Source organism: Allobosea sp. RIT-PG3_2 (assembly GCF_057321085.1).
In genome coordinates this window covers 149,354-169,103 of record NZ_JBXWCA010000001.1, presented here as the reverse complement: position 1 = coordinate 169,103, position 19,750 = coordinate 149,354, and the positions used below count along the sequence as shown (strand labels likewise).

The window sequence follows — 19,750 nt, the reverse complement described above, 5'->3', positions numbered from 1 at the left end:
CCCTGGAGGACATCATGAGCATCGCAGCCCGCCTGAAGGACCCATCCCTGTTCCGTGAGCAGGCCTATGTCGGGGGCGACTGGATCGGCGCCGCCAACGGCGCGACGCTCGATGTGGTGAATCCGGCGACGGGGGAGACAATCGGTACGGTGCCGGCGCTGGGCCGCAACGAGACGCAAAGCGCGATCAAGGCGGCCGAAGCGGCTTTCGCCAGCTGGCGCGCCCTGCCGAGCGCCGAGCGCGGCCGGCTGGTCGAGGCCTGGCACGACCTGATGCTCGCCAATCTCGAGGACCTCGCGATCATCATGACCGTGGAGCAGGGCAAGCCGCTGGCCGAGGCGCGCGGCGAAGTGCGCTACGCGGCCGGCTTCCTGAAATGGTTCGCCGAGGAATCGCGCCGCATCTATGGCGATACGATCCCCGCGCCGACCAGCGACCGTCGCATCATCGTGCTGAAGGAGCCCGTCGGCGTCGCCGCCGCGATCACGCCCTGGAACTTCCCGGCGGCGATGATCACCCGCAAGGCGGGGCCAGCGCTCGCGGCGGGCTGCCCGATCGTCATCAAGCCCTCGGAGCTGACGCCCTATTCGGCGCTGGCGCTCGCGGTGCTGGCCGAGCGCGCCGGGATTCCGAAAGGCATCGTCAGCGTCCTCACGGGCCTGCCGCAGGAGATCGGCGCCGAACTCACCTCCAGCATGGCAGTACGCAAACTGTCCTTCACCGGCTCGACCCGGGTCGGCCAGCTCCTGATGCAGCAATGCGCGGACACGATGAAGCGCGTCAGCTTCGAGCTCGGCGGCAACGCGCCCTTCCTGATCTTCGACGACGCCGATATCGACCTCGCGGTTGCCGGGTTGATGGCGAGCAAGTTCCGCAATAGCGGCCAGACCTGCGTCTGCGCCAACCGCGTGCTGGTGCAGGACGGCATCTACGACCGTTTCGCCGACAAGCTCTCAGCGGCCGTCTCGCAGCTCGTCGTCGGCAATGGCCTTGAGGAGGGCATCACGATCGGCCCGCTGATCAACAAGGCCGCCGTCGAGAAGGTCGAGCGCCATATCGACGATGCCCGCGCCAAGGGCGCAACGCTGCTGGCGAGCGCCAAGGCCGCGCAGGGCCAGCTCTTCGCCGCGCCGACCGTGCTCGGCGGCGCCAATGTCGGGATGGCGCTGGCGAGCGAGGAAACCTTCGGGCCGGTGGCACCGCTCTTTCGCTTCAAGGACGAGCGCGAGGCGGTGGAAATCGCCAATGCGACTCCCTATGGGCTGGCCTCCTACTACTTCACCAGCGACCTCAACCGGGCCTGGCGCGTGGCCGAGAAGCTCGAATTCGGCATGGTCGGGCTGAATACCGGCTCGGTCTCGATCGAGGCGGCGCCCTTTGGCGGCGTCAAGCAGTCCGGCATCGGCCGTGAAGGCTCGAAATACGGCATCGAGGAATATCTCTCGATGAAGTCGTTCCACATCGGCGGGCTCGGCTGACCGTCCGGCACAGCCTGGGCCAACGGCTTGCCGCGGCCTGGGTCTTTGCCCGCTATGTCGCGGCCAGAACCACACCGGGATTGAGGATTCCCAGCGGATCGAACGAGGCCTTGATGGCGCGCATCAGGGCGAGCTCATGCGCAGGCCGCGCCTTGCCGAGAGCGGCGACCTTGAGCCGCCCGATCCCATGCTCGGCGCTGATGCTGCCGGCATCCGCCGTGACGGTGCCGTAAACGATTTCATCGACGAGCGGCCTGAGTGCCTCGATGCCGCCGGCTTGCTCCTGATGAACGGGGTCGGGGACCACGTTCACATGCATGTTGCCATCGCCGAGATGGCCGACGAAGAGACGCCTGGCTGTCGGAAGCGCGACCGCGAGTTCTGCCTCGATGCTGTCGAGGAAGGCCGGGACGGCAGCCGTCGCGACGCTGACGTCATAGGAAAAACCTGGTCCGGTGCGGCGGTTCGCTTCGGATACGGCGAAGCGCAGATGCCAGATCGCGGCCGCCTGTCGGCCGTTCTGAGCAAGCACCGCGTCGGCTACCGTGCCGTTTTCGAGAGCCGCGGCAATGCCTGCGCCGAGGCTTTCGCGAGCGGCTTCATCGCTGTCCTCCTCCGTTTCGACGAAGACGTACCAGCGATGGCGGTTCGCAAGGCCGGTCCGGGCAGCAGGCAGGAGGTCGAGGACGAGCTGCATCTCGCCCTCGCACATCAGCTCGAATGAGGCGATCGCGGCGAGGCCGGCATCGCGCAGGCGACCAAGCAGCGCGAGTGCATCTCGCGGGTGTCCGACGCCGCAGAGGGCTGTCGCGGTGCCGCGCGGCGCCGGCAGCAGGCGCAGCGAAGCGGCGGTGATGACGGCGAGGGTTCCCTCCGAGCCGATCAGCAGATGGCGCAGGTCGTAGCCGGTATTGTCCTTGCGCAGCAGCGACGGGGTGCGGCTGACGGTGCCGTCCGCCAGCACATATTCGAGGCCGAGGACGAGATCGCGCGTCATGCCGTGCCGGATAACGTTGATGCCGCCGGCATTGGTCGCGACGATGCCGCCGATCTGGCACGAGCCCTCGCTGCCGAGACTGATCGCCAGCAGGCGGCCGGCCTCGCGCGCGGCCTGCTGGGCTGTCGCGAGAACGCAGCCGGCTTCGGCGACGACCGTATCGCCTTCCGTGTCGATCGCGCGGATGCGGTTCATCCTTTCGAGCGATAGAACCACGGCGCGGCCGGACGCGTCCGGCGTTGCTCCGCCGGAGAGACCTGTATTGCCGCCCTGCGGCACGACCGGCGTCCGGGTTGCCGTTGCCCATTCCATCACGGCCGCGACTTCGGCTGTATCACGCGGTTTCAGCACGGCTTGCGCGGTGCCGCGATAACGCCCGCGCCAGTCGACCAGATAGCGTGCCATCGCCTCGGGATCGGTAACGATGCTCCCGGGTCCGAGCCGGTCTTGCAGCGCCTCCATCATCAGACCGTCCCCGCATCGACGATGAAGTTCTGGCCGGTGCACATGCGCGAGGCGCCGGAACAGAGGAACAGGATCATCGCGGCGACGTCCTCCGGTTCGATCGCGCCCTTGATAGCCTGCTGCTCCTGCGCCTTCGCCCAGCGCTCCGCCGACATATGCTCGGTGCGCTGGCGTCGGGTCATCACCCAGCCGGGCGTGACGCAATTGACCCTGACGCCGTCTGGGCCGAGTTCCCGCGCCAGCGAGCGGGTGAAACCGAGCACGGCGGATTTCGCGGTGGCATAGGCGATCAGATCGGTCGCGCCCTTCATCCAGGACGTCGAGCCGAGATTGACGATCGAGCCGCCGCCGAGTGCCGCCATGCCGGGCGCAACCGCCTGCGCCAGGACCATCATGGGCCGCAGATTGACGGCGAAACGATCGTCCCAATAAGCGGGCGTGATGCTCGCGAAGCTGTGACGCTCATCGTGGCCGGCATTGTTGACCAGCATCGAGACGGGGCCGAGACGGGTCTTCAGCATTTCGGCAGCATCGCGCGCCGCATCGACGTCGCGCAGATCGGCGTGCTCGAAGGCAACGTCCAGCCCTTCCGCGATGAGCGCAGCGGCCAGTGCCTCGCCGGCATCGCGGTCGATGTCGATGAAGCCGGTGCGGACACCCTGCCGGGCAAGCATCGTGACCGTGGCACGGCCGATGCCGTCGGCGCCGCCGCTGACCAGTGCGGCCTTGCCACGCAGGCCCGGATAGCTGGCTTCGACGCTCATCCCGCAAAGCCCGCGGCGGGCAGGCCGGGCGCCGGGGCCTGTGCAGCGAAGAGGCCGCCGGAGAAGGGGGCATCGGCCAGCACGCGCGAGGGCAGCCTGATGCGCGCGGTGGTGATGAAAAGCGTGGAGAGATCCGGGCCGCCAAAGGCGACGCTGGTCGGGCGCGGGACCGGCAGCCGGATATCGCGCTCGCGGCGGCCGTCGGGCGCGAAGCGGCGCACGCACCAGCCGTCCCAGAGCGCGCACCAGACGAAGCCCTCGCTGTCGACCGCAAGCCCGTCGGGGCGGCCCTCGCTCGGGTCGATCTCGGCGAAGATGCGGCGGCGGGCGACCGAGCCCGTGGCCGGGTCGAACTCATAGGTGTAAATCCGGCCGGGCGCGCTGTCGGTGAAGTAGAAGGTCCGCCCGTCGGGGCTCCAGTCGAGCCCGTTGGCCACACGGAATCCCTCGTCGACACGTCGCCAGCTCAGGTCGGCCTCGATGCGGTAGAGCGAACCAGTCGGCCTTGCCGCGTCGAGGCTCATCGTGCCGGCCCAGAGCCGGCCCTGCCGGTCGCATTTGCCGTCGTTGAACCGGTTGTCGGGCAGGTCGGCTTCGGGGTCGACAAGCGGGGTGAGGCTCCCGCTCGCGAAATCGAAGCTCTCCACCCCCTCCTGCGTCAACGCGACGAGCCCGCCATTGCGCCGTTCGACGACGGCGCTGACGAGGCGAGGCAGGCGCACCTCCTGATTGGTGCGGGTGACGGGGTCGAAGCGATGCACGGCCGGGGCGAGGATATCGACCCAGTAGAGCCGCTGCTCGGCCGCCGACCAGATCGGCCCTTCCGCCAGATGCGCGCCCCAGGGCAGCACGCATTCGGCATCGCTGTCGCCGTGGCGGTGGGCGGGAGCCGGCGGGGCGATGTTGACCGGCATGGCACCGACATTACCGGAAATCTGCCGGGCCGCCGCCATCAGATCGCGACCCGTCGTATGCAGCCGGTCGTTGGAGAGCCGCGCCGTCGGGCCGAAGATGCCGATCGCGGCGATGGCGCGGCCGGTGTGGTCGAAGATCGGGGCGGCGGCCGAGGACACGCCCGGCACATGCTCTTCCTGCGAGACGGCATAGCCCCGTGCGCGCACCAAAGCGAGGTCGGCGAGCAGCGCCTCCTCGTCGGTGATGGTATGGGGCGCGTGATGGTCGAGCGTGATCTGGTCGAGCAATGCGCGCCGCTCATGCGGAGTGGCGAAGGCCAGCAGCGCCTTGCCGCCGGCCGTGCAGTGGAGCGGTGCCCGGCGTCCAGCCTCGATGCGGAAGCCGAAGGCTCCGCCGCGGCTGCGTTGGTCGATATACAGCGCCTCTCCGCCATCGACGGCGCAGAGCGCGGCCGTCTCGCGCGATTCCTCGGCAAGACGCTCCAGCATCGGCGCGGCCGCGGCCCGCAGGTCGAAGGACTCCCAGACGCGATGGGCGAGCTCGAACAGCCGGTGACCCAGCCGGTAAGTGTTGTCGCTATCCTCGTGCCGGATCAGCCGGAACAGCAGCAGGGTGTTGAGAAGGCGCGCCAGCGTGCCCTTGGCGAGCTTCGTCGCCGCCTGCAGATCCTTGAAGCGTGGCGGCGTCGGGTGCTCGCCGATCACTTCGAGCAGATACAGGCCTTTGGCGAGGGCAGCCGCGCCCAGCGGCACGTCACGCTCTTCCGGGGGCGGTACGCGCTCGGGCTGCATGTTCAGGCCGCCTTCGCCCGCGCGGCCCGCGCCGCGGCGGCTTCCGCGATCATGCGCTCGATCGTCCATTGCGGCGCGAACCCCAGCTCCGCCCGAATCCGGGCATTCGAGGTCTCGTAAAACACGCCGCTGCCGGGCAGGTCGACCGTTTTCAACGGCAGGCCCGTCGCCCGCGCCATCGCCGGCAGCGCTTGCGCGAAGTCGACCGGGGCGGTGGCGCCCAGATTGTAGGTCCGCCCGGCCGCCTTCTCGCTCTCCAGCGCGAGCAGGATGCCGTCGACCATATCGCGCGTATCGGTGATGTGCATGCGGAAGGGGCGGCCGCTTTCGTTGCGAGAGAGCACGAGCGCGGTCGCCCCGTCGTCGATCGCCTTCAACGCGGCGATCGCCGTCGCGTTGCCGAAGCCCTCCTGCTGGCGGATTTTCGGCTGCAGGAAGAAACGCGGGCCTGAGAAGAAGCTGGTCTCGTCGAGCAATTCACTCGCGTCCTGCGTATGCGAGAAGCGCAGGATCGTGGCCGGGATGCCGGCACTGCGCTCGGTGAAGCGGACGATCTCCTCGCCGACCTGTTTCGACAGGCCGTAGGCCGAACGCGGCTTCAGCGGATGATCCTCGTCGACGGGCAGATAATCAGGCACGTTCTCGGGATAGACCTCGCCGGAGCTGGCGAAGACCACGCGGCCCGCCCGGACCTTCGCCGCCTCTTCCAGGAGGACGCGCGTACCGTCCACATTCGCACGGAAGAGCTTGTCCGCATCGCTCGCGAGCCAGGACATGAAGGCGCCGAGATGCAGGATCTGCCGGGCGTCCTTCACCGCCTCGCGTGCCGCCTCGCGGTCGTCGAAGGCGCCGACGATCTCTCGGTAGCCGGCGTCTCGGCGCCCGGAGCCGCGCAGGTCGAAGCCTGTGACGGCATGGCCGGCGGCAAGGAGCCGATCGACGACGCGGGAGCCGATACGTCCTGCGCTTCCTGTGACGAGAATGGCCATGGCAGCGCTCCTCAGTTCAGGGCGAGATGCGTCTGCGCATCGAAGATATGCAACCGGGCCGGGTCGAAGGAGAGCGGCATCGCCGCGCCCGCCGTCGCGCTGTCGGCATCCATGACACGAGCGATGAACTGGTCGGCGCGCCGCTCGTCGGTCTCGGCGCCTTTGAGCGTCGCCCGGTTCTCTTCGACGAGATCGACATAGAGGTATTTCTCGCTGCCGAGGCTCTCGACCAGGCGGGGCGTGGCCTCGAAGCTGACCACCCCGGCCGCCCCGGCGGAGAGATGTTCCGGCCGCAGGCCCAGTATGAGGTCGCGGCCGGCGATGTCGCTGGTGCCGGGCAGTTCGATCTCCCGCCCGAACAGCCGCGCGGTGCGGCCGTCCCGGACCGTCGCGCGCATGAAATTCATGCCGGGCGAGCCGATGAAGCCGGCGACGAAGAGATTGGCCGGCCTGCGGAACATCGTGTCGGGATCGGCGATCTGCTGGATCGTGCCGTCGCGCATGATCACGATGCGGTCGGCCATCGTCATCGCCTCGGTCTGGTCGTGCGTGACGTAGATCGTCGTCGTCTTGAGCCGCTGGTGCAGGGCGGAAATCTCGGCGCGGGTATGGACGCGCAGCTTGGCGTCGAGGTTGGAGAGCGGCTCGTCCATCAGGAAGGCCTGCGGCTCGCGCACGATGGCCCGGCCGAGCGCGACACGCTGGCGCTGTCCGCCGGAGAGGGCCCTCGGCTTGCGGTCGAGCAGATGCTCGACGCCGAGGATCCGAGCGGCGTCCCGGACCTTGGCGTCGATCTCGGCCGAGGGCACGCCGCGCATCTTCAGCCCGAAGCCCATGTTCTTCGCGACGGAGAGATGCGGATAGAGCGCGTAGTTCTGGAAGACCATGGCGATGTCGCGGTCGCCGGGCGCAAGGTCGGTGACGTCGCGCCCCGCGATCTTCACCGTGCCGGAGGTCGCTTCCTCAAGCCCGGCCAGGATCTTGAGCATGGTCGACTTGCCGCAGCCGGACGGGCCGACGAAGACGACGAACTCGCCATCGTCGATCTCCAGCGTGAAGTCCTTCAGAACCTGCAGCGAGCCGTAGGATTTGGTGACGCGTTCGATGCTGATGCCAGCCATGAATTGAAGACCCTTGGCTCACTTCTCCGCGCCGGCGGTGAGCCCGCCGACGAGGTAGCGTTCGAGGAAGAGGTAGATCAGGAGAACCGGCACGGCGACGATCAGCGACGCCGCCGAGATGTCGGCCCAGTTCGAGACATACTCGCCCTTCATCGTCGTCAGGCCGAGATTGGCGGTCCAGTTGGTCTGGGCGTTGGTCAGGAACGTGCGCGCATAGGCGTAGTCCGACCAGGAGAGGACGAATCCGTAGAGCGCCGTCGCGGCCAGGCCCGGCGCCGAGACCGGCAGGATGACCCTGACCATCGCGCCGAGCGGCGAGCAGCCATCGACCATCGCCGCCTGCTCGAGCTCGCGCGGGATGGTGTCGAAATAGCCCTTCAGCATCCAGGTCGTGAAAGGCACGATCAGCGTGGCGTGGGCCAGGATCACCGACCAGAGCGAGCCGATCATCCCGGTCATCCGGAAGATGCCGAACAGCGGAATGACCAGCAGCGTCGCCGGCAGCATCTTGGCCGTGAGGATGAACAGGCCCAGCGACTGGCCGCCGCGCACGCGGAAGCGCGAGAGGCTGTAGCCGGCGAGCACCGAGACGAGCATCGAGAGCGTCACCGCCCCGGTGGCGGCGAGAATGGAGTTGCCGAGCCAGAGCAGGATCGGACGCTGCTGGATGATCTCTCCGAAGACGCCCCAGCGCGGCTCCGATGGCCAGAAGGTCGGCGGCAGGGCGCGCAGTTCTGCCGGCGTCGCGAGCGCCGTCACCACGAGCCAGTAGATCGGGAAGACGAGGACCGCGCAGGTCACGACGACCGCGGCGTACAGCAGGATGCGTGCGGAAAGGCTTCGTCTCATCGCGCCGCTCCTCAAACCGTCTCGGGCGCGCGGCCCATCAGCAGGCGGCTCGCGATCACGCAGACGACCAGTGTGACGACGCCGACGGCCGAGGCGTAGCCCATCTTGAAGAAGCCGAAGGCCTGCTCGTAGGTCATGATCGAAAGCGTCTGCGTCGCCTTGAGCGGGCCACCGCCGGTCATCACGTAGATGATCGAGAAGTCGCGGAAGACCCACAGCATCACCAGGATCAGCGTGACACCGAGCACCGGCATCAGCGAGGGCAGGGTGATGTTGGTCAGCCGCTGCCAGGCATTGGCGCCGTCGACACGGGCGGCGTTGTAGAAATCCTCCGGGATCGACTGCAGCCCTGCCAGCATCATGATCGAGACGAAGGGATAGCCCTTCCACACCATCGTGACGCAAACGACGGCAAAAGCGGCCTCGGGCGAGGAAAACCAGTTGATCGTGGTGTCGATCAGCCCGAGCCGGATGAAGAGCCAGTTCATCAGGCCGAAGGATGAATCGAAGATCCAGGCGAAGATGACGACGGCGACGACTTCCGGCACCGCCCAGGGCAGTGCGACGAGGAGGCGCGCGATCGACTGGCCCTTGAAGCGGTTGTTGACGAGCAGTGCCGTGCTCAGGCCCAGCAGGAAGCAGAAGAAGCTGACGATCAGGACGAGCTTGAGCGTGGTCCAGCTCGCATTCCAGAAGTCCGGCGAGGTGAAGAGCCGCTCGTAATTCGCCGTCGTGAAGGGACGCCGCGGCTGGTCCAGCCGCGGGATTCCGACATTCTGGAATGAAAGGTCGACCGAGACGAACAGCGGGTAGACGATGATCAGCCCGATCAGCAGCACCGCCGGCAGCAGCAGCAGATAGCCGAGCCAGTGGCGCCGGCTCGGCCGGGCCAGATCGAGGAATGCGGATCGCGCCATGATCTCTCCGTGACGGGTCGCTTCATTCCCGGGCGGCATGGGCGCCGCACCAGGGAAGGGCGTATCGGAACAGCGTCGGCTTGCGGGATGGCCGGGACAGGGCCGGCCTTGACGCGGCCGTCACTGCTTCTGCAGCGCCTCGGCCTTCTTCTGCATCGTCGCCGCCACGACCTTGGGGTCGAGATCCTGGATGATCATGCGCTGGCTCTCTTCCATGATCATCTTGGCAAACTCGTTGAACTGCAGCTCGAGCCCCTTGGGGATGCGGTCGACCTTGGCGTCGGCGGCAGCCTTGGTCGCCTTCACCAGCAGATCGAAATGCGGCGTGTCCTTGCTCGCGCCCGAGGTGTCGGCGCGCGGGTCCGGCGGGGGCGAGGCGCCGAGCGTCGCATATGTCGACTGGAACTTGTCAGAGGTCGCGATCGCGATGAAGTCCCAGGCGAGCTTCTTGTTCTCGGCCGAGACCTCGGAGGCGATGCCGAGCACGTTGGAGGAGCCGCCGACCGGCGGATTGAACGGCACCATGCCGAGCTTGATCTGATCCTTGGCCTTGCCCTTCTGGATGATCGGCCACAGCCAGGGACCATCCATCTTCATCGCGATCTTGCCGTCGGCGAAGAGCTGGCGGACCTCTCCGGCGGCGAGATCGCGCGGGGTCAGGCTGTCCTTGACGACGGTCTTCCAGCGGGTGAGGCCCTCGACCATCTGCGGCGTGTCGATCGTGACCTTGCCGCTCTCGTCGGTCCAGCGGCCGCCGGCGTCGAGCGTGTAGTTCATCATCTCGGACATGTACTGGCCGCCGCCGCCGCGGGTCTCGTGGCCGGTGCCGAACTGGTCGACGATACCGTCGCCGTTGACGTCCTTCGTCAGCTTGCGGGCGGCGGCGAGGAATTCGGCGTAGGTCTTGGGAGCCTCGAGCCCCTCCTTCTTCAGGAGCTCCTCGTTATAGGCCATGAAGTACCCGAAATAGAGCATCATCACGCAGACATTCTGCTTGTTCCAGCTGCAGGTGTCCTGGCCGGCCCAGCCCTTGAGGTCGAGCTTGGCGTTCTTGATGTAGGGATCGAGCGGCTCCAGCCAGCCATTATCCGCGAACTTCTGGAACTCGAAGGAGGCGAGGTGGACAATGTCGGGCGGTTGGCCGCCGGCGAAGAGCGTCGTCATCGTGTCGGCGAAGGCGCCGCGCTCGACCTTGGTCCATTCGATCTTGACGCCGGGATGGGTCGCCTCGAACTCCTTGATCACGGAGCCCCACCAGTCGCCGGTCCCGCGCTCGTCCTTCTGCCAGGACACGAACTTCAGGACCTTGTTCTGGGCAAGCGCGGGCAGGGCCGTCGTCGTGCAGAGCGCGACGAGCGCGCCGGCTGCGAGCCGCTTCCAGTCTGGCATCCTCATGACGTTTCTCCCTCTCGTGTTTCTGCCGTGTTATCCGGCGGTTACGGTGAGTGCTTGTCGAGGAGGCTCAGCGCCTCCTCGGATGGCGCAACGCCCAGGCCCGGACCGGTCGGCAGGCTGTAGAAGCCCTCGCGGCAATCCATGTCGCCGGTGAGCAGGCGCCGGTTCGGCTCGAAGATCGAGTGCTGGTATTCGTGACAGCTCACGGCCGAAAGGGCGGCGCTGGCATGCAGGCTCGCGGCCATGAACAGGCCCATGCCGATCGTCGCATGCGGGATGACGGCGAGATTGTGCGCCTGCGCGTAGTGCCCGATCCGCATGAACTCGGTGACGCCTTTGTGCCCCATCTCCGGCTGGACGATCGCGCAGGCCCGCCGCGCCACTCGCGGCACCAGATCATAGACCGTGCGCCATTCCTCGCCCGCGGCAACCGGCGTCGAGACGCGGGCAGCGACATGGGCGAGGCCGTCGATATCCTCGGGCTTGACCGGGGCCTCGGCAAACCAGAGGCCATGCGGTTCCATCGCGCGGATCGCCGAGACGGCCTCCTCGCCCGTGTGGACCCAGTGCATGTCGCAGGCGATCCGGGCCTGAGGCCCCAGCCGCTCGCGCAGCGTCGCGATCTCGGCGACGTTGCCGTCATCGGCGACGGGCGCGGCGAATTTGAAGCTGTCGAAGCCTTTGGCCTGCCACTCGGCGGCAAAATCGGCTCGCTCTGCCCGCGTGCGCTTCGGCAGCCCCGAGATGTAGGCGGGCAGGCGCTCGTGCCGCCGCCCGCCAAGCATGGCGACGAGCGGCCGGTCGGCGAGGCGGGCATTGAGGTCCCACAGCGCAATGTCGATGGCTGCGAGCGCGTCGAGATAGAAGCCGCCGGTATAACCGCGCACCCGCATCAGGTCGTAGAGATCCTCATGGATCACCACCACGTCCTGCGGCGAGCGCCCGACGACATAAGGGCCGAGCAGGTCGTCGATGATGGCGATGGCGGCGCCGGGCGCGACGATGCCGTATGTCTCGCCCCAGCCGACGAGGCCGCCGCTCGTCTCCAGCCGCACCACGACCGTGCGGTCCATGGTCGGGTAGACGGTGCGGTTGCCCTTGCGGACGATGTAGCCCTTCGCGTTGACGCTCTCGCCGGGGCGGGGATCGCCGAGATAGACGGTCTCGCGCGGGATCGTCAGCGTGAAGACCTCGACCTTGGCGACGCGCTCGCTCATCGGCCGGTCACCCTGCCTTGCGTGCCGCGGCCGGGGCCGCGAGCAGATCGGCGACGGAGGCGAGCCAAGCGTCGATTTCGGCGCAGTCGACCTCGTCGAGAGGCGGCACGGGCGCGCGGCAGAGATGATTGTGCAGAATTCCGCGCTGCGTCAGCACGTATTTAGTGAAGGCCATGCGGAAATTGGCCTGGATGACCAGCAGCGGAAGCGTACGCCGGTAGAGGTGGCGCGCCGTCGCGAGGTCGCCGGCCCGAAAGGCGCGGTCCAGCGCGACATGAACGTCGGTGATCTCCACAGCCGGCATCGCGCCGCAGGCGCCCCGCACATATTCCTCGACGATATAGCGCGCCCCACCGCCGCCGAGCACACCTTTCAGGTGAGCCGGAGCGCCTTTCAGAATCGTGCTGATCGGGCCACCGGAGGGAAGCGTTTCCTCCTTCACATAGGTGATGGCGGGATTGCCGTGGACGATCTGCAGGATGACATCGGGCTTGAGATCGGAGCCCCGCGGAGCGGGCGCGTTCTGCAGCACGATCTCGATGCCCGGAACCGCATCCGATATCGCGCGGTAGAAAGCTGCGACCGCGGCGCCGTCGATTCCGACGGATTTAGGCGCCTGAATCATCACATAGGTGATCCCGAGTTCACGGGCGCGCCGCGCATGGCCCGCAGCCTCGTCCGCGGAGGGCGCGCTCGCCCCGGCGACGACTGGAATGCGCCCAGCGACCACCCGCACGATCTCGCGCAGCAGGGTCTCGCGCTCTTCGGCCGTCAGGTTGTCGACCTCGCTGGCGAAGCCCGGAAACACCACGCCGGCCGCTCCCACGTCGCAGGCAAAGGCGGTGATTCGCGCCATTGCGGCCGGATCGACCGTCCCTGCGGCCGAAAAAGGCGTCGGCAATACCGGCAATATACCGTTCAGAGTCATATCCATCCCTAAGGTCCAATATATGGATCATTTGTTTTCTTATTTGGATCATACGGACGCCTGCGAGATGGCGTCAAGACAGGCAGACGCGTTTCCGCGCGATCGGATTGCGATCCGCGATCGTAATGGGACGAGCAATTGAGAAGCGCCGCGCTTCGTCGACGACTGGGCGCTGGTGCGCTGGTACGGCGCCGGGCGCCGCAGGCCGGAGGCGCCTAAGGCAACTTGAGCAGCGTCTTGAGCGGCAGCGTGCTCTTCACGATCGGCGACTTCAGCACGACGTAGCTGAAATACTTCTCGATCCCGATGTTTCGCCGCAGGAGGCTTTCCATCCGCTCCTGGTAATGCGCGATGCTTGGCGCGAGAAAGCGCAGCAAATAGTCGTAGCCACCGCTGATCAGGTGGCACTCCATCAGTTCGTCGACGTCGCGAATATTGGCTTCGAACTTGGCGAAATCGTCGATGCGATGGTCGACCAGCGTGACTTCGGTAAAGACGGTGACGCTGTCGGCCAGCTTGGCGAGGTTGAGCCTTGCGCCATACCCGGTGATGTAGCCGGCGCTTTCCAGTCGCTTCACCCGCTGCAGGCAGGGGCTCGGCGACAGCCCGACCTTCTCGGAGAGCTTGAGATTGGTCTGCGCCCCGTCCAGCTGCAGCTGCACGAGGATGTTGAGGTCGATCCGATCGAGCTTCAGATGTCCGGCCATGTCACTGTTCCTGGTGTCAGGGATCGATCGGGAGTGCGAAGCTCGCCTTCACCCGGTCCATCACCACCATGGTCTTGAAGCCCTTGATGTCGGGGTTCTCATAGAAGAAGCGGCGCGTGAAGCGCTCATAGTCTTCCATGTCGCGGGCGGTGACATGGAGCACGAAATCGGCGTCGCCGGTGACGTAGAAGCCGATCATCACCTCTTTCGTCGCCCGGATCGAGGCCTTGAAGCGATCGACGATGTCGGCTCGCTCGCGCTCCAGCGTCACCAGCACGAGCATCGAGATCGGCCGCCCGATGGAACGGGGCGAGACGATGGACACGTCTGCCTCGATCACGCCGGTGTCGCGCAGGCGCTTGAGCCGGCGCTGGCAGGCCGTGGCCGAGAGGCCGACGCGCTCGCCGAGTTCGGCCGTGGTCAACCGGTTGTTCTGCTGCACCGCGTCCAGAAGTCTGCGGTCCAAGCTGTCGAGTTCGATCATGCCGAAATCCTGCGCCCTTGTCCTGATATAAGCCGGAAATCATCGCGAAAGCCCGCGCTTCGGCGGCATACGCCGCATTCTCTGCACTAGCCTCCTCGCCACTCAATCGTCGAAGCGGAGGATGGGATGCGGGATTTATCCGCGAAAGCGCTGAAAAAGCTGAAGCGCGGCGACTTGCTGGAGAGCCGGGCTTTCGTGGATGGAAGCTGGCGCGATACTGCCGAGCAAATCGCCGTCGTCGATCCCGCGACTCAGGAAGCCATCGCCAGCGTGGCCTCTCTGCCGCTGGAAACCGTCGACGAGGCCGTCGCGGCAGCGGTCGCCGCACAGAAGCTTTGGCGCGAGCGCCTGCCGGTCGAGCGTGGCCGCCTGCTGCGGGACTGGGCGGCGGCGATGCGCAGCAACAGCGATGACCTTGCCGTCATCATGACGGCCGAGCAGGGCAAGCCGATCGCCGAATCTCATGGCGAGATCGCCTATGCCGCGGCTTTCCTGGACTGGTTTGCGGGCGAGGGCGAGCGCAGCTATGGCGAGACGATCCCGAGCCATCTGCCCGGCAGCCGGCTTTCGGTGCAGATGCAGCCGATCGGCGTTGCCGCCGCTGTGACGCCATGGAATTTCCCGAGCGCGATGATCATCCGCAAGGCCGGGGCCGCGCTCGCCGCCGGCTGCGCCATGGTGGTGAAGCCCGCTCCCGAAACGCCGCTCTCGGCGCTCGCGTTGGCGAAGCTTGCCGAAGAGGTCGGCTTCCCGAAGGGCGTGTTTCAGGTCCTGACCGGGGAGGCTGCGCCGTTGGCGCATCGCCTTCTGGCACACACCGATATCCGCGCCTTCTCCTTCACCGGCTCGACGGAGGTCGGCCGGCTCCTGCTCGGCCAGGCCGCGCAGACGGTGAAGCGCGCCTCGCTCGAACTTGGCGGCCACGCGCCCTTCATCGTCTTCGACGACGCGCCGCTCGAGCAGGCGGTCATCGGCGGGGTCGCGGCCAAGTTCGCGACCTCCGGCCAGGACTGCCTCGCCGCCAACCGCATCTATGTTCAGCGCGGCGTCTATGAGCGCTTCGTCGCGGCCTATGCGGAGGCGGCCGCGCGCCTCAAGCTCGGCCACGGGCTGGAAGAGGGCGTCGATATCGGCCCGATGACGCGCCCCTCCGTTGCCGAGAAGTGCCGCCAGCAGATCGCGCAGGCGCTCGCCGCCGGGGCCCGCATCGTCGCAGGCGGTCAGGACAGCCCGCTCGGCGGCAGCTTCGTCCAGCCGACTGTGCTGGCCGATGTGACCGAGGAGATGACGATCGCCCGCGAGGAGACCTTCGGCCCCGTCGCCGCGATCCTGCCTTTCGATACGGAGGAAGAGGTCGTGGCCCGCGCCAACGCGACCGAGATGGGGCTTGCGGCTTACCTCTACACCCAGGATCTGCGCCGGGCGATGCGCCTCACCGACCAGCTCGAATACGGCATGGTCGCGGTCAACACGCCGAAATTCACCGGCGCTCCCATCCCCTTCGGCGGCTGGAAGCAGTCCGGCCTCGGCCGCGAGGGCTCGCGCCACGGCATCAGCGAATATCTCGAAGCGAAATATGTCTGCTTCGGAAATCTGGCAGCGTAATCAAGGAGATAATGAATGACGATCGACGTCGCGGCGATCGGCGCGCTGGATCGCGCCAGCACCCTGCACCCCTTCACCCAGCTCAAGGACTTCGCCACCGGCAAGCTCGGCGAGCCCACCATCGTCGAGACCGGCAAGGGCATCCGCATCCAGGACGCGGCCGGCCGCAGCTATATCGACGGCTTCGCCGGGCTCTACTGCGTCAATATCGGCTATGGCCGCACCGAAGTCGCCGAGGCGATCTCGCGACAGGCCTATCGGCTGGCCTATTACCACTCCTACGCCGCCCACACGACGGACGAGCTCGCCATCCTTTCCGACCGCCTCGTGAAGATGGCGCCGGGCAAGATGAGCAAGGTCTTCTACGGGATGTCCGGCTCGGACGCGAACGAGACCCAGGCCAAGCTCGTCTGGTACTACAACAACCTGCGCGGCCAGCCGCGGAAGAAGAAGATCATCTCGCGGCTGCGCGGCTACCATGGCTGCAGCGTCGTTTCCGGCTCGATGACCGGGATGAGCTTCTACCACGACCATATGGACCTGCCGTTCTCCGGCATTCTCCACACCGGCGCGCCGCATCACTATTGGGGCGCCCAGCCCGGCGAGACCGAAACCGAGTTCTCGCAGCGCCTCGCCTCGGAGCTGGAGGAGCTGATTCTGCGCGAAGGGCCGGAGACGGTCGGCGCCTTCATCGGCGAACCGGTGCTCGGCACGGGCGGCATCACCCCGCCGCCGGAGGGCTACTGGACCGCGATCCAGGCGGTCCTGCGCAAATACGACGTGCTGCTGATCGCCGACGAGGTCGTCACCGGCTTCGGCCGCATCGGCACGCCCTTCGGCTCGCATCTCTACGGCATCGAGCCCGATCTCATCACCGTCGCGAAGGGGCTGACCTCGGCCTATTTCCCACTCTCGGCGGCGATCGTCGGCGAGAAGGTCTACAAGGTGATGGAGGAGGGCGCGGACCGCGTCGGTGCCTTCTCCCACGGCTACACCTATTCCGGCCATCCGATCGGTGCGGCAGCGGCTAATGCCGTGCTCGACATCGTCGAGAAGGAGGATCTGGCGGGCAAGGCGCGCGATGTCGGCGGTTATTTCCAGGAGCGGCTGAAGGCGACCTTCGCGCAGCTGCCGATCGTCGGCGAGGTTCGCGGCGTCGGCATGCTGGGCGCGCTCGAATTCGTCGCCAATCGCGAGGCCAAGACGCGCTTCGATCCCGGCCTCAAGGTCGGCGCCCGCATCTCCAAGGCGGCGCGCGATCGCGGGCTGATCGCCCGCGCCATGCCACATGGCGAGATCCTCGGCTTCGCGCCGCCGCTGGTGACGAGCCGCGACGAGATCGACGAGATCGTCGCCATCGCCGAGAAGGCCGTGCGGCAGGTGATGGAAGAGCTTGCCCGCGACAAGGTCGCGCTCGCCTGAGATGATGACGCGGTCCTCGCAACACGGACATGAAAAAGGGGCCCGCCGATCCGGCGGGCCCCGCAAGGCCGGGAGCGTTGCCCGGCCTGATGGCTCAGGCGTCCTCCAACTCCCGCTTCATTTCCTCCATGTCCTGGAAGCGGTCGGCGAGGCGGGGATGGGCGCGGCTGTTGTCGGCGGCGCCGATGGCGACCAGCACCTCGTCGGCGGCGGGGGCATCCGGGATCTGGAACTGAGCGGTGAGGAAGTGCGAGCGCTTGCCGGTCTCGCTCTTGTGGATCATCGGCAGCGAGAGCAGGGCGCCCGGCGCGTTGCGGGTGTTGGTGAAGCTCAGATAGGCCGTGCCCTTGACGGCATCGCGGAACATGTTGCCGAAGCGCAGCGTGTGGATCAGCGCCGAGGCATGCTCGATCTCGCCATTGGTGCCGACGGCCGCTGCCTTGCCATAGGCCTCGACCTGCTCGGCCGGCATCACCGCGACGAGGCGCTTGGTCAGTTCCGCGCCAAGATGCGGGGCGATGCGGAATATCTCGGGGCGCAGGTTCTCGACGAAGCCCTGGCCGGCCCAAGGATTGCGCAGCACGGCGGCGACGATGACGAAGCGCACCGGCTTGTCGGCAGCCTTGCCGCCCTCGATGAAGGTTTCCTCGACGAAGGTCGAGATCTTGCGCAGGCCGTAATCCATGGCGTGTCCACCTGTTGCGATCGTGAAAGGGTGGCGAAGCGTAGCGGCGGCATTCCCGCCACGTCTTCCATCGGATCGCGGGAAGAAACACGTGGATGGACCTGCGATGCGGCGTAAGATCGAGCGTGGTGGATAGGAGAAGCCCATGGCGGATCAGGCATCGCAGATGCGCTCGCTGCGCGACGTCGCCAGCCAGATCAACTCCGGCGGCGATCTCGATACGGTGCTCCGCGATCTCATCCGCGCGGCCTGCGAGCATGGCGGCTGGGCGCTTGGCTCGATCATGGCGATCGATGCGCCCCACGGCGAGGCTCATGTCGTCGTCCGGCACGATCCCACCCTGCTGCGCCGGCGTCTCGAGAACCGCTGGGAACTGGCGACCAGCCCGGCCCTGATCGCGCTCCAGCGCAACGAGCCCGTCTACATCCGGGATGCGCGTGCTTCGGATGAGTTCCCCGGCTATCGTCGCGAGGCCTTCGAGCGCGACTATCGCACCGTGCTGGTGCTGCCGATGAGCTGTTCCGACGAGCAGGGCCGTCCGATGGTGCTGAACGTCGTCTCCCGCGACGTGACGGACGTCTCGGCCGACGATCTCGCCTTCATGAGCATGATCGTCCATCTCGGCGGCATCGCCGTCGAGCGCGAGCATCGCCTGCGCGCACAGCGCCAGGCGGCGGAGCAACTGCAGAATGCCCTGCAGACGCAGACCATGCTGCTGCAGGAGGTGCTGGCCGGCGGATCGGCCTCGGCACTGTCCGAGATGCTCGCGGAACTCCTGCCGGATGCAATCCTCGTCGTCGATTTTGCCGGCAATGCGCTCGCGGCGAGCCGCTCGCCGGCGCCGCTACATTTCGACGACGCAGCCTGGCAACGGGCGCTCGATGGCCCAATCGGCAGCCAGATCACCGCGGCGGCTCGTGACGCCGTGGCGGCGGGGCGGGCCGAGCCACAGAGCCTGCGGCTTGACGATGCGGGCCGGCGGCTTCAGGTCATGGCCCGCATCGACGCGCTCAACGTCGACGGGCAGCCGGTCGGCGCTCTCGTGATCTTTCCGGAGGCTGGCGAGGCGACGGGCGACCTCCAGCGACTGCTGCTCGACAGCGTGAAGTTCGCGCTCAGTGTCCAGATGATGCGCAGCGTCATCCGTTTTCGCTTCGAGACGCGCACGCTCACCGAGTTGTTCTTCGAGATCGTCGAACGGCGCTGGCGCGATGCGGACGATATCATCCAGCGCGGCCGCCGGCTCGGGCTCGCACTGGCAGCGCCCGCCCGGATGATCGTGGTCGACTTCCCCGACGGGGCGTCCCTCCCGGCCGATATCGGCGTCGATTCCCACCACGCCGTGACGCGGCTCGCGCGGCAGATGAACCTGGCGGTCAGCGTGGTCGCGGTTGGCGGCGGCCTCGTCTGCCTCGTTCCGGAGGAGAAAAGCGGAGACTCCGAGCGGGCGGGACGGCTGGCGCGGCGCATGGTCGAGGCGCTCAGGCACAGCTTCAACCGGGAGCCGATCGTGGTGCTGGGCGGCATCTGCGACGGGCTCGACAGCTATCCGAAGGAATGGGAGCGCTGCTGGCGCATGATCCGCATCGCGCGCTCCTTCGGGCGCAGCGGAATCCTGTCGGCCTTCGATTTCGGGCCGATGCCGATGCTGATCGGTGCTGCCGAGTCGGTGGATGTGCGCAGCTTCGTCGACGGGGCGATCGGCGCGGTGATTGCGCATGACCGCAAGCACGAGACGCCTTACCTGGAGACGCTGTCCGCCTATCTGCGCGAAGGCTGCCGCGCGCAGGCTTGCGCCGATGCGATGGGGCTGCACGTCACGACCCTGCGCTACCGGCTCTCCCGCATCCAGGATCTCTTCGGCATCGATCCCGAGACGGCCGACAAGCGCTTCGCCATCGAGCTCGCCATTCGGCTGCACGGCGTCATCGAAAGCAGCCAGGTGCCGGCGGCCTGAGGTTTTCGCCGGCTCCATCGGTTCAGCGAAACATTTCCTCTATTCCTCCCATCGTTCATAGGAA

Annotated in this window: 17 protein-coding genes; 4 read left to right on the top strand and 13 right to left on the bottom strand. The window is 67.1% G+C overall.

The features are described 5' to 3' along the window. Positions 1-14: 14 nt before the first annotated feature. Positions 15-1,478: an NAD-dependent succinate-semialdehyde dehydrogenase gene (locus AC2FAN_RS00770; protein WP_485172359.1), complete on the top strand. Its 1,464-nt coding sequence runs from the start codon at positions 15-17 to the stop codon at positions 1,476-1,478. Between the two features lie 52 nt (positions 1,479-1,530). Here the strand turns inward: AC2FAN_RS00770 and AC2FAN_RS00765 are convergent, their stop codons facing one another. The 12 genes from AC2FAN_RS00765 to AC2FAN_RS00710 form a co-directional block, all read right to left on the bottom strand. After that, entirely contained in the window at positions 1,531-2,937 is a 1,407-nt protein-coding gene (locus AC2FAN_RS00765; RefSeq protein ID WP_485172358.1) for an FAD-binding oxidoreductase, read from the bottom strand. A 2-nt stretch (positions 2,938-2,939) separates the two neighbouring features. After that, entirely contained in the window at positions 2,940-3,704 is a 765-nt protein-coding gene (locus tag AC2FAN_RS00760; protein ID WP_485172357.1) for an SDR family NAD(P)-dependent oxidoreductase, read from the bottom strand. Continuing rightward, the gene (locus tag AC2FAN_RS00755) at positions 3,701-5,410 is read right to left on the bottom strand and encodes an SMP-30/gluconolactonase/LRE family protein (protein ID WP_265053313.1); all 1,710 of its coding nucleotides are present in this window, start codon (positions 5,408-5,410) and stop codon (positions 3,701-3,703) included. Before AC2FAN_RS00755 ends, AC2FAN_RS00760 begins: the two co-directional genes overlap by 4 nt. Positions 5,411-5,412: 2 nt before the next feature. Next, positions 5,413-6,399 (bottom strand): NAD-dependent epimerase/dehydratase family protein, encoded by a 987-nt coding sequence (locus tag AC2FAN_RS00750; RefSeq protein ID WP_485172356.1) that lies wholly within the window; start codon positions 6,397-6,399, stop codon positions 5,413-5,415. A gap of 11 nt (positions 6,400-6,410) precedes the next feature. Beyond that, entirely contained in the window at positions 6,411-7,520 is a 1,110-nt protein-coding gene (locus AC2FAN_RS00745) for an ABC transporter ATP-binding protein (RefSeq protein WP_485172355.1), read from the bottom strand. A gap of 18 nt (positions 7,521-7,538) precedes the next feature. Further along, the gene (locus AC2FAN_RS00740; protein ID WP_476806667.1) at positions 7,539-8,369 is read right to left on the bottom strand and encodes a carbohydrate ABC transporter permease; all 831 of its coding nucleotides are present in this window, start codon (positions 8,367-8,369) and stop codon (positions 7,539-7,541) included. Positions 8,370-8,380: 11 nt separating this feature from the next. Then, on the bottom strand, positions 8,381-9,286 hold the full coding sequence (locus tag AC2FAN_RS00735; protein WP_485172354.1) for a carbohydrate ABC transporter permease: 906 nt from the start codon (positions 9,284-9,286) through the stop codon (positions 8,381-8,383). A 120-nt stretch (positions 9,287-9,406) separates the two neighbouring features. Beyond that, positions 9,407-10,681 (bottom strand): ABC transporter substrate-binding protein, encoded by a 1,275-nt coding sequence (locus AC2FAN_RS00730; protein ID WP_476806669.1) that lies wholly within the window; start codon positions 10,679-10,681, stop codon positions 9,407-9,409. 41 nt (positions 10,682-10,722) lie between these two features. After that, positions 10,723-11,898, bottom strand: a complete 1,176-nt coding sequence (locus AC2FAN_RS00725) for a mandelate racemase/muconate lactonizing enzyme family protein (protein ID WP_476806670.1) — start codon at positions 11,896-11,898, stop codon at positions 10,723-10,725. A gap of 7 nt (positions 11,899-11,905) precedes the next feature. After that, entirely contained in the window at positions 11,906-12,832 is a 927-nt protein-coding gene (locus AC2FAN_RS00720) for a dihydrodipicolinate synthase family protein (RefSeq protein ID WP_485172353.1), read from the bottom strand. Between the two features lie 209 nt (positions 12,833-13,041). Continuing rightward, positions 13,042-13,521 carry an Lrp/AsnC family transcriptional regulator gene (locus AC2FAN_RS00715; protein ID WP_265054822.1) on the bottom strand — a complete coding sequence of 160 codons (480 nt, stop codon included), beginning with the start codon at positions 13,519-13,521 and terminating at the stop codon, positions 13,042-13,044. A 28-nt stretch (positions 13,522-13,549) separates the two neighbouring features. Then, positions 13,550-14,017 carry an Lrp/AsnC family transcriptional regulator gene (locus AC2FAN_RS00710; RefSeq protein ID WP_476806672.1) on the bottom strand — a complete coding sequence of 156 codons (468 nt, stop codon included), beginning with the start codon at positions 14,015-14,017 and terminating at the stop codon, positions 13,550-13,552. Between the two features lie 126 nt (positions 14,018-14,143). On the opposite strand from AC2FAN_RS00710, the gene AC2FAN_RS00705 reads away from it, so the two are divergent. After that, entirely contained in the window at positions 14,144-15,622 is a 1,479-nt protein-coding gene (locus AC2FAN_RS00705; RefSeq protein ID WP_485172352.1) for an NAD-dependent succinate-semialdehyde dehydrogenase, read from the top strand. A 15-nt stretch (positions 15,623-15,637) separates the two neighbouring features. Further along, positions 15,638-17,044, top strand: a complete 1,407-nt coding sequence (locus tag AC2FAN_RS00700) for an aminotransferase (RefSeq protein ID WP_485172351.1) — start codon at positions 15,638-15,640, stop codon at positions 17,042-17,044. Between the two features lie 94 nt (positions 17,045-17,138). Here the strand turns inward: AC2FAN_RS00700 and AC2FAN_RS00695 are convergent, their stop codons facing one another. Next, entirely contained in the window at positions 17,139-17,729 is a 591-nt protein-coding gene (locus AC2FAN_RS00695) for an amino acid synthesis family protein (protein ID WP_265053324.1), read from the bottom strand. A 145-nt stretch (positions 17,730-17,874) separates the two neighbouring features. Between AC2FAN_RS00695 and AC2FAN_RS00690 the strand changes: the two genes are divergently transcribed. Continuing rightward, positions 17,875-19,686: a helix-turn-helix domain-containing protein gene (locus tag AC2FAN_RS00690; protein ID WP_485172350.1), complete on the top strand. Its 1,812-nt coding sequence runs from the start codon at positions 17,875-17,877 to the stop codon at positions 19,684-19,686. Positions 19,687-19,750: the final 64 nt, after the last annotated feature.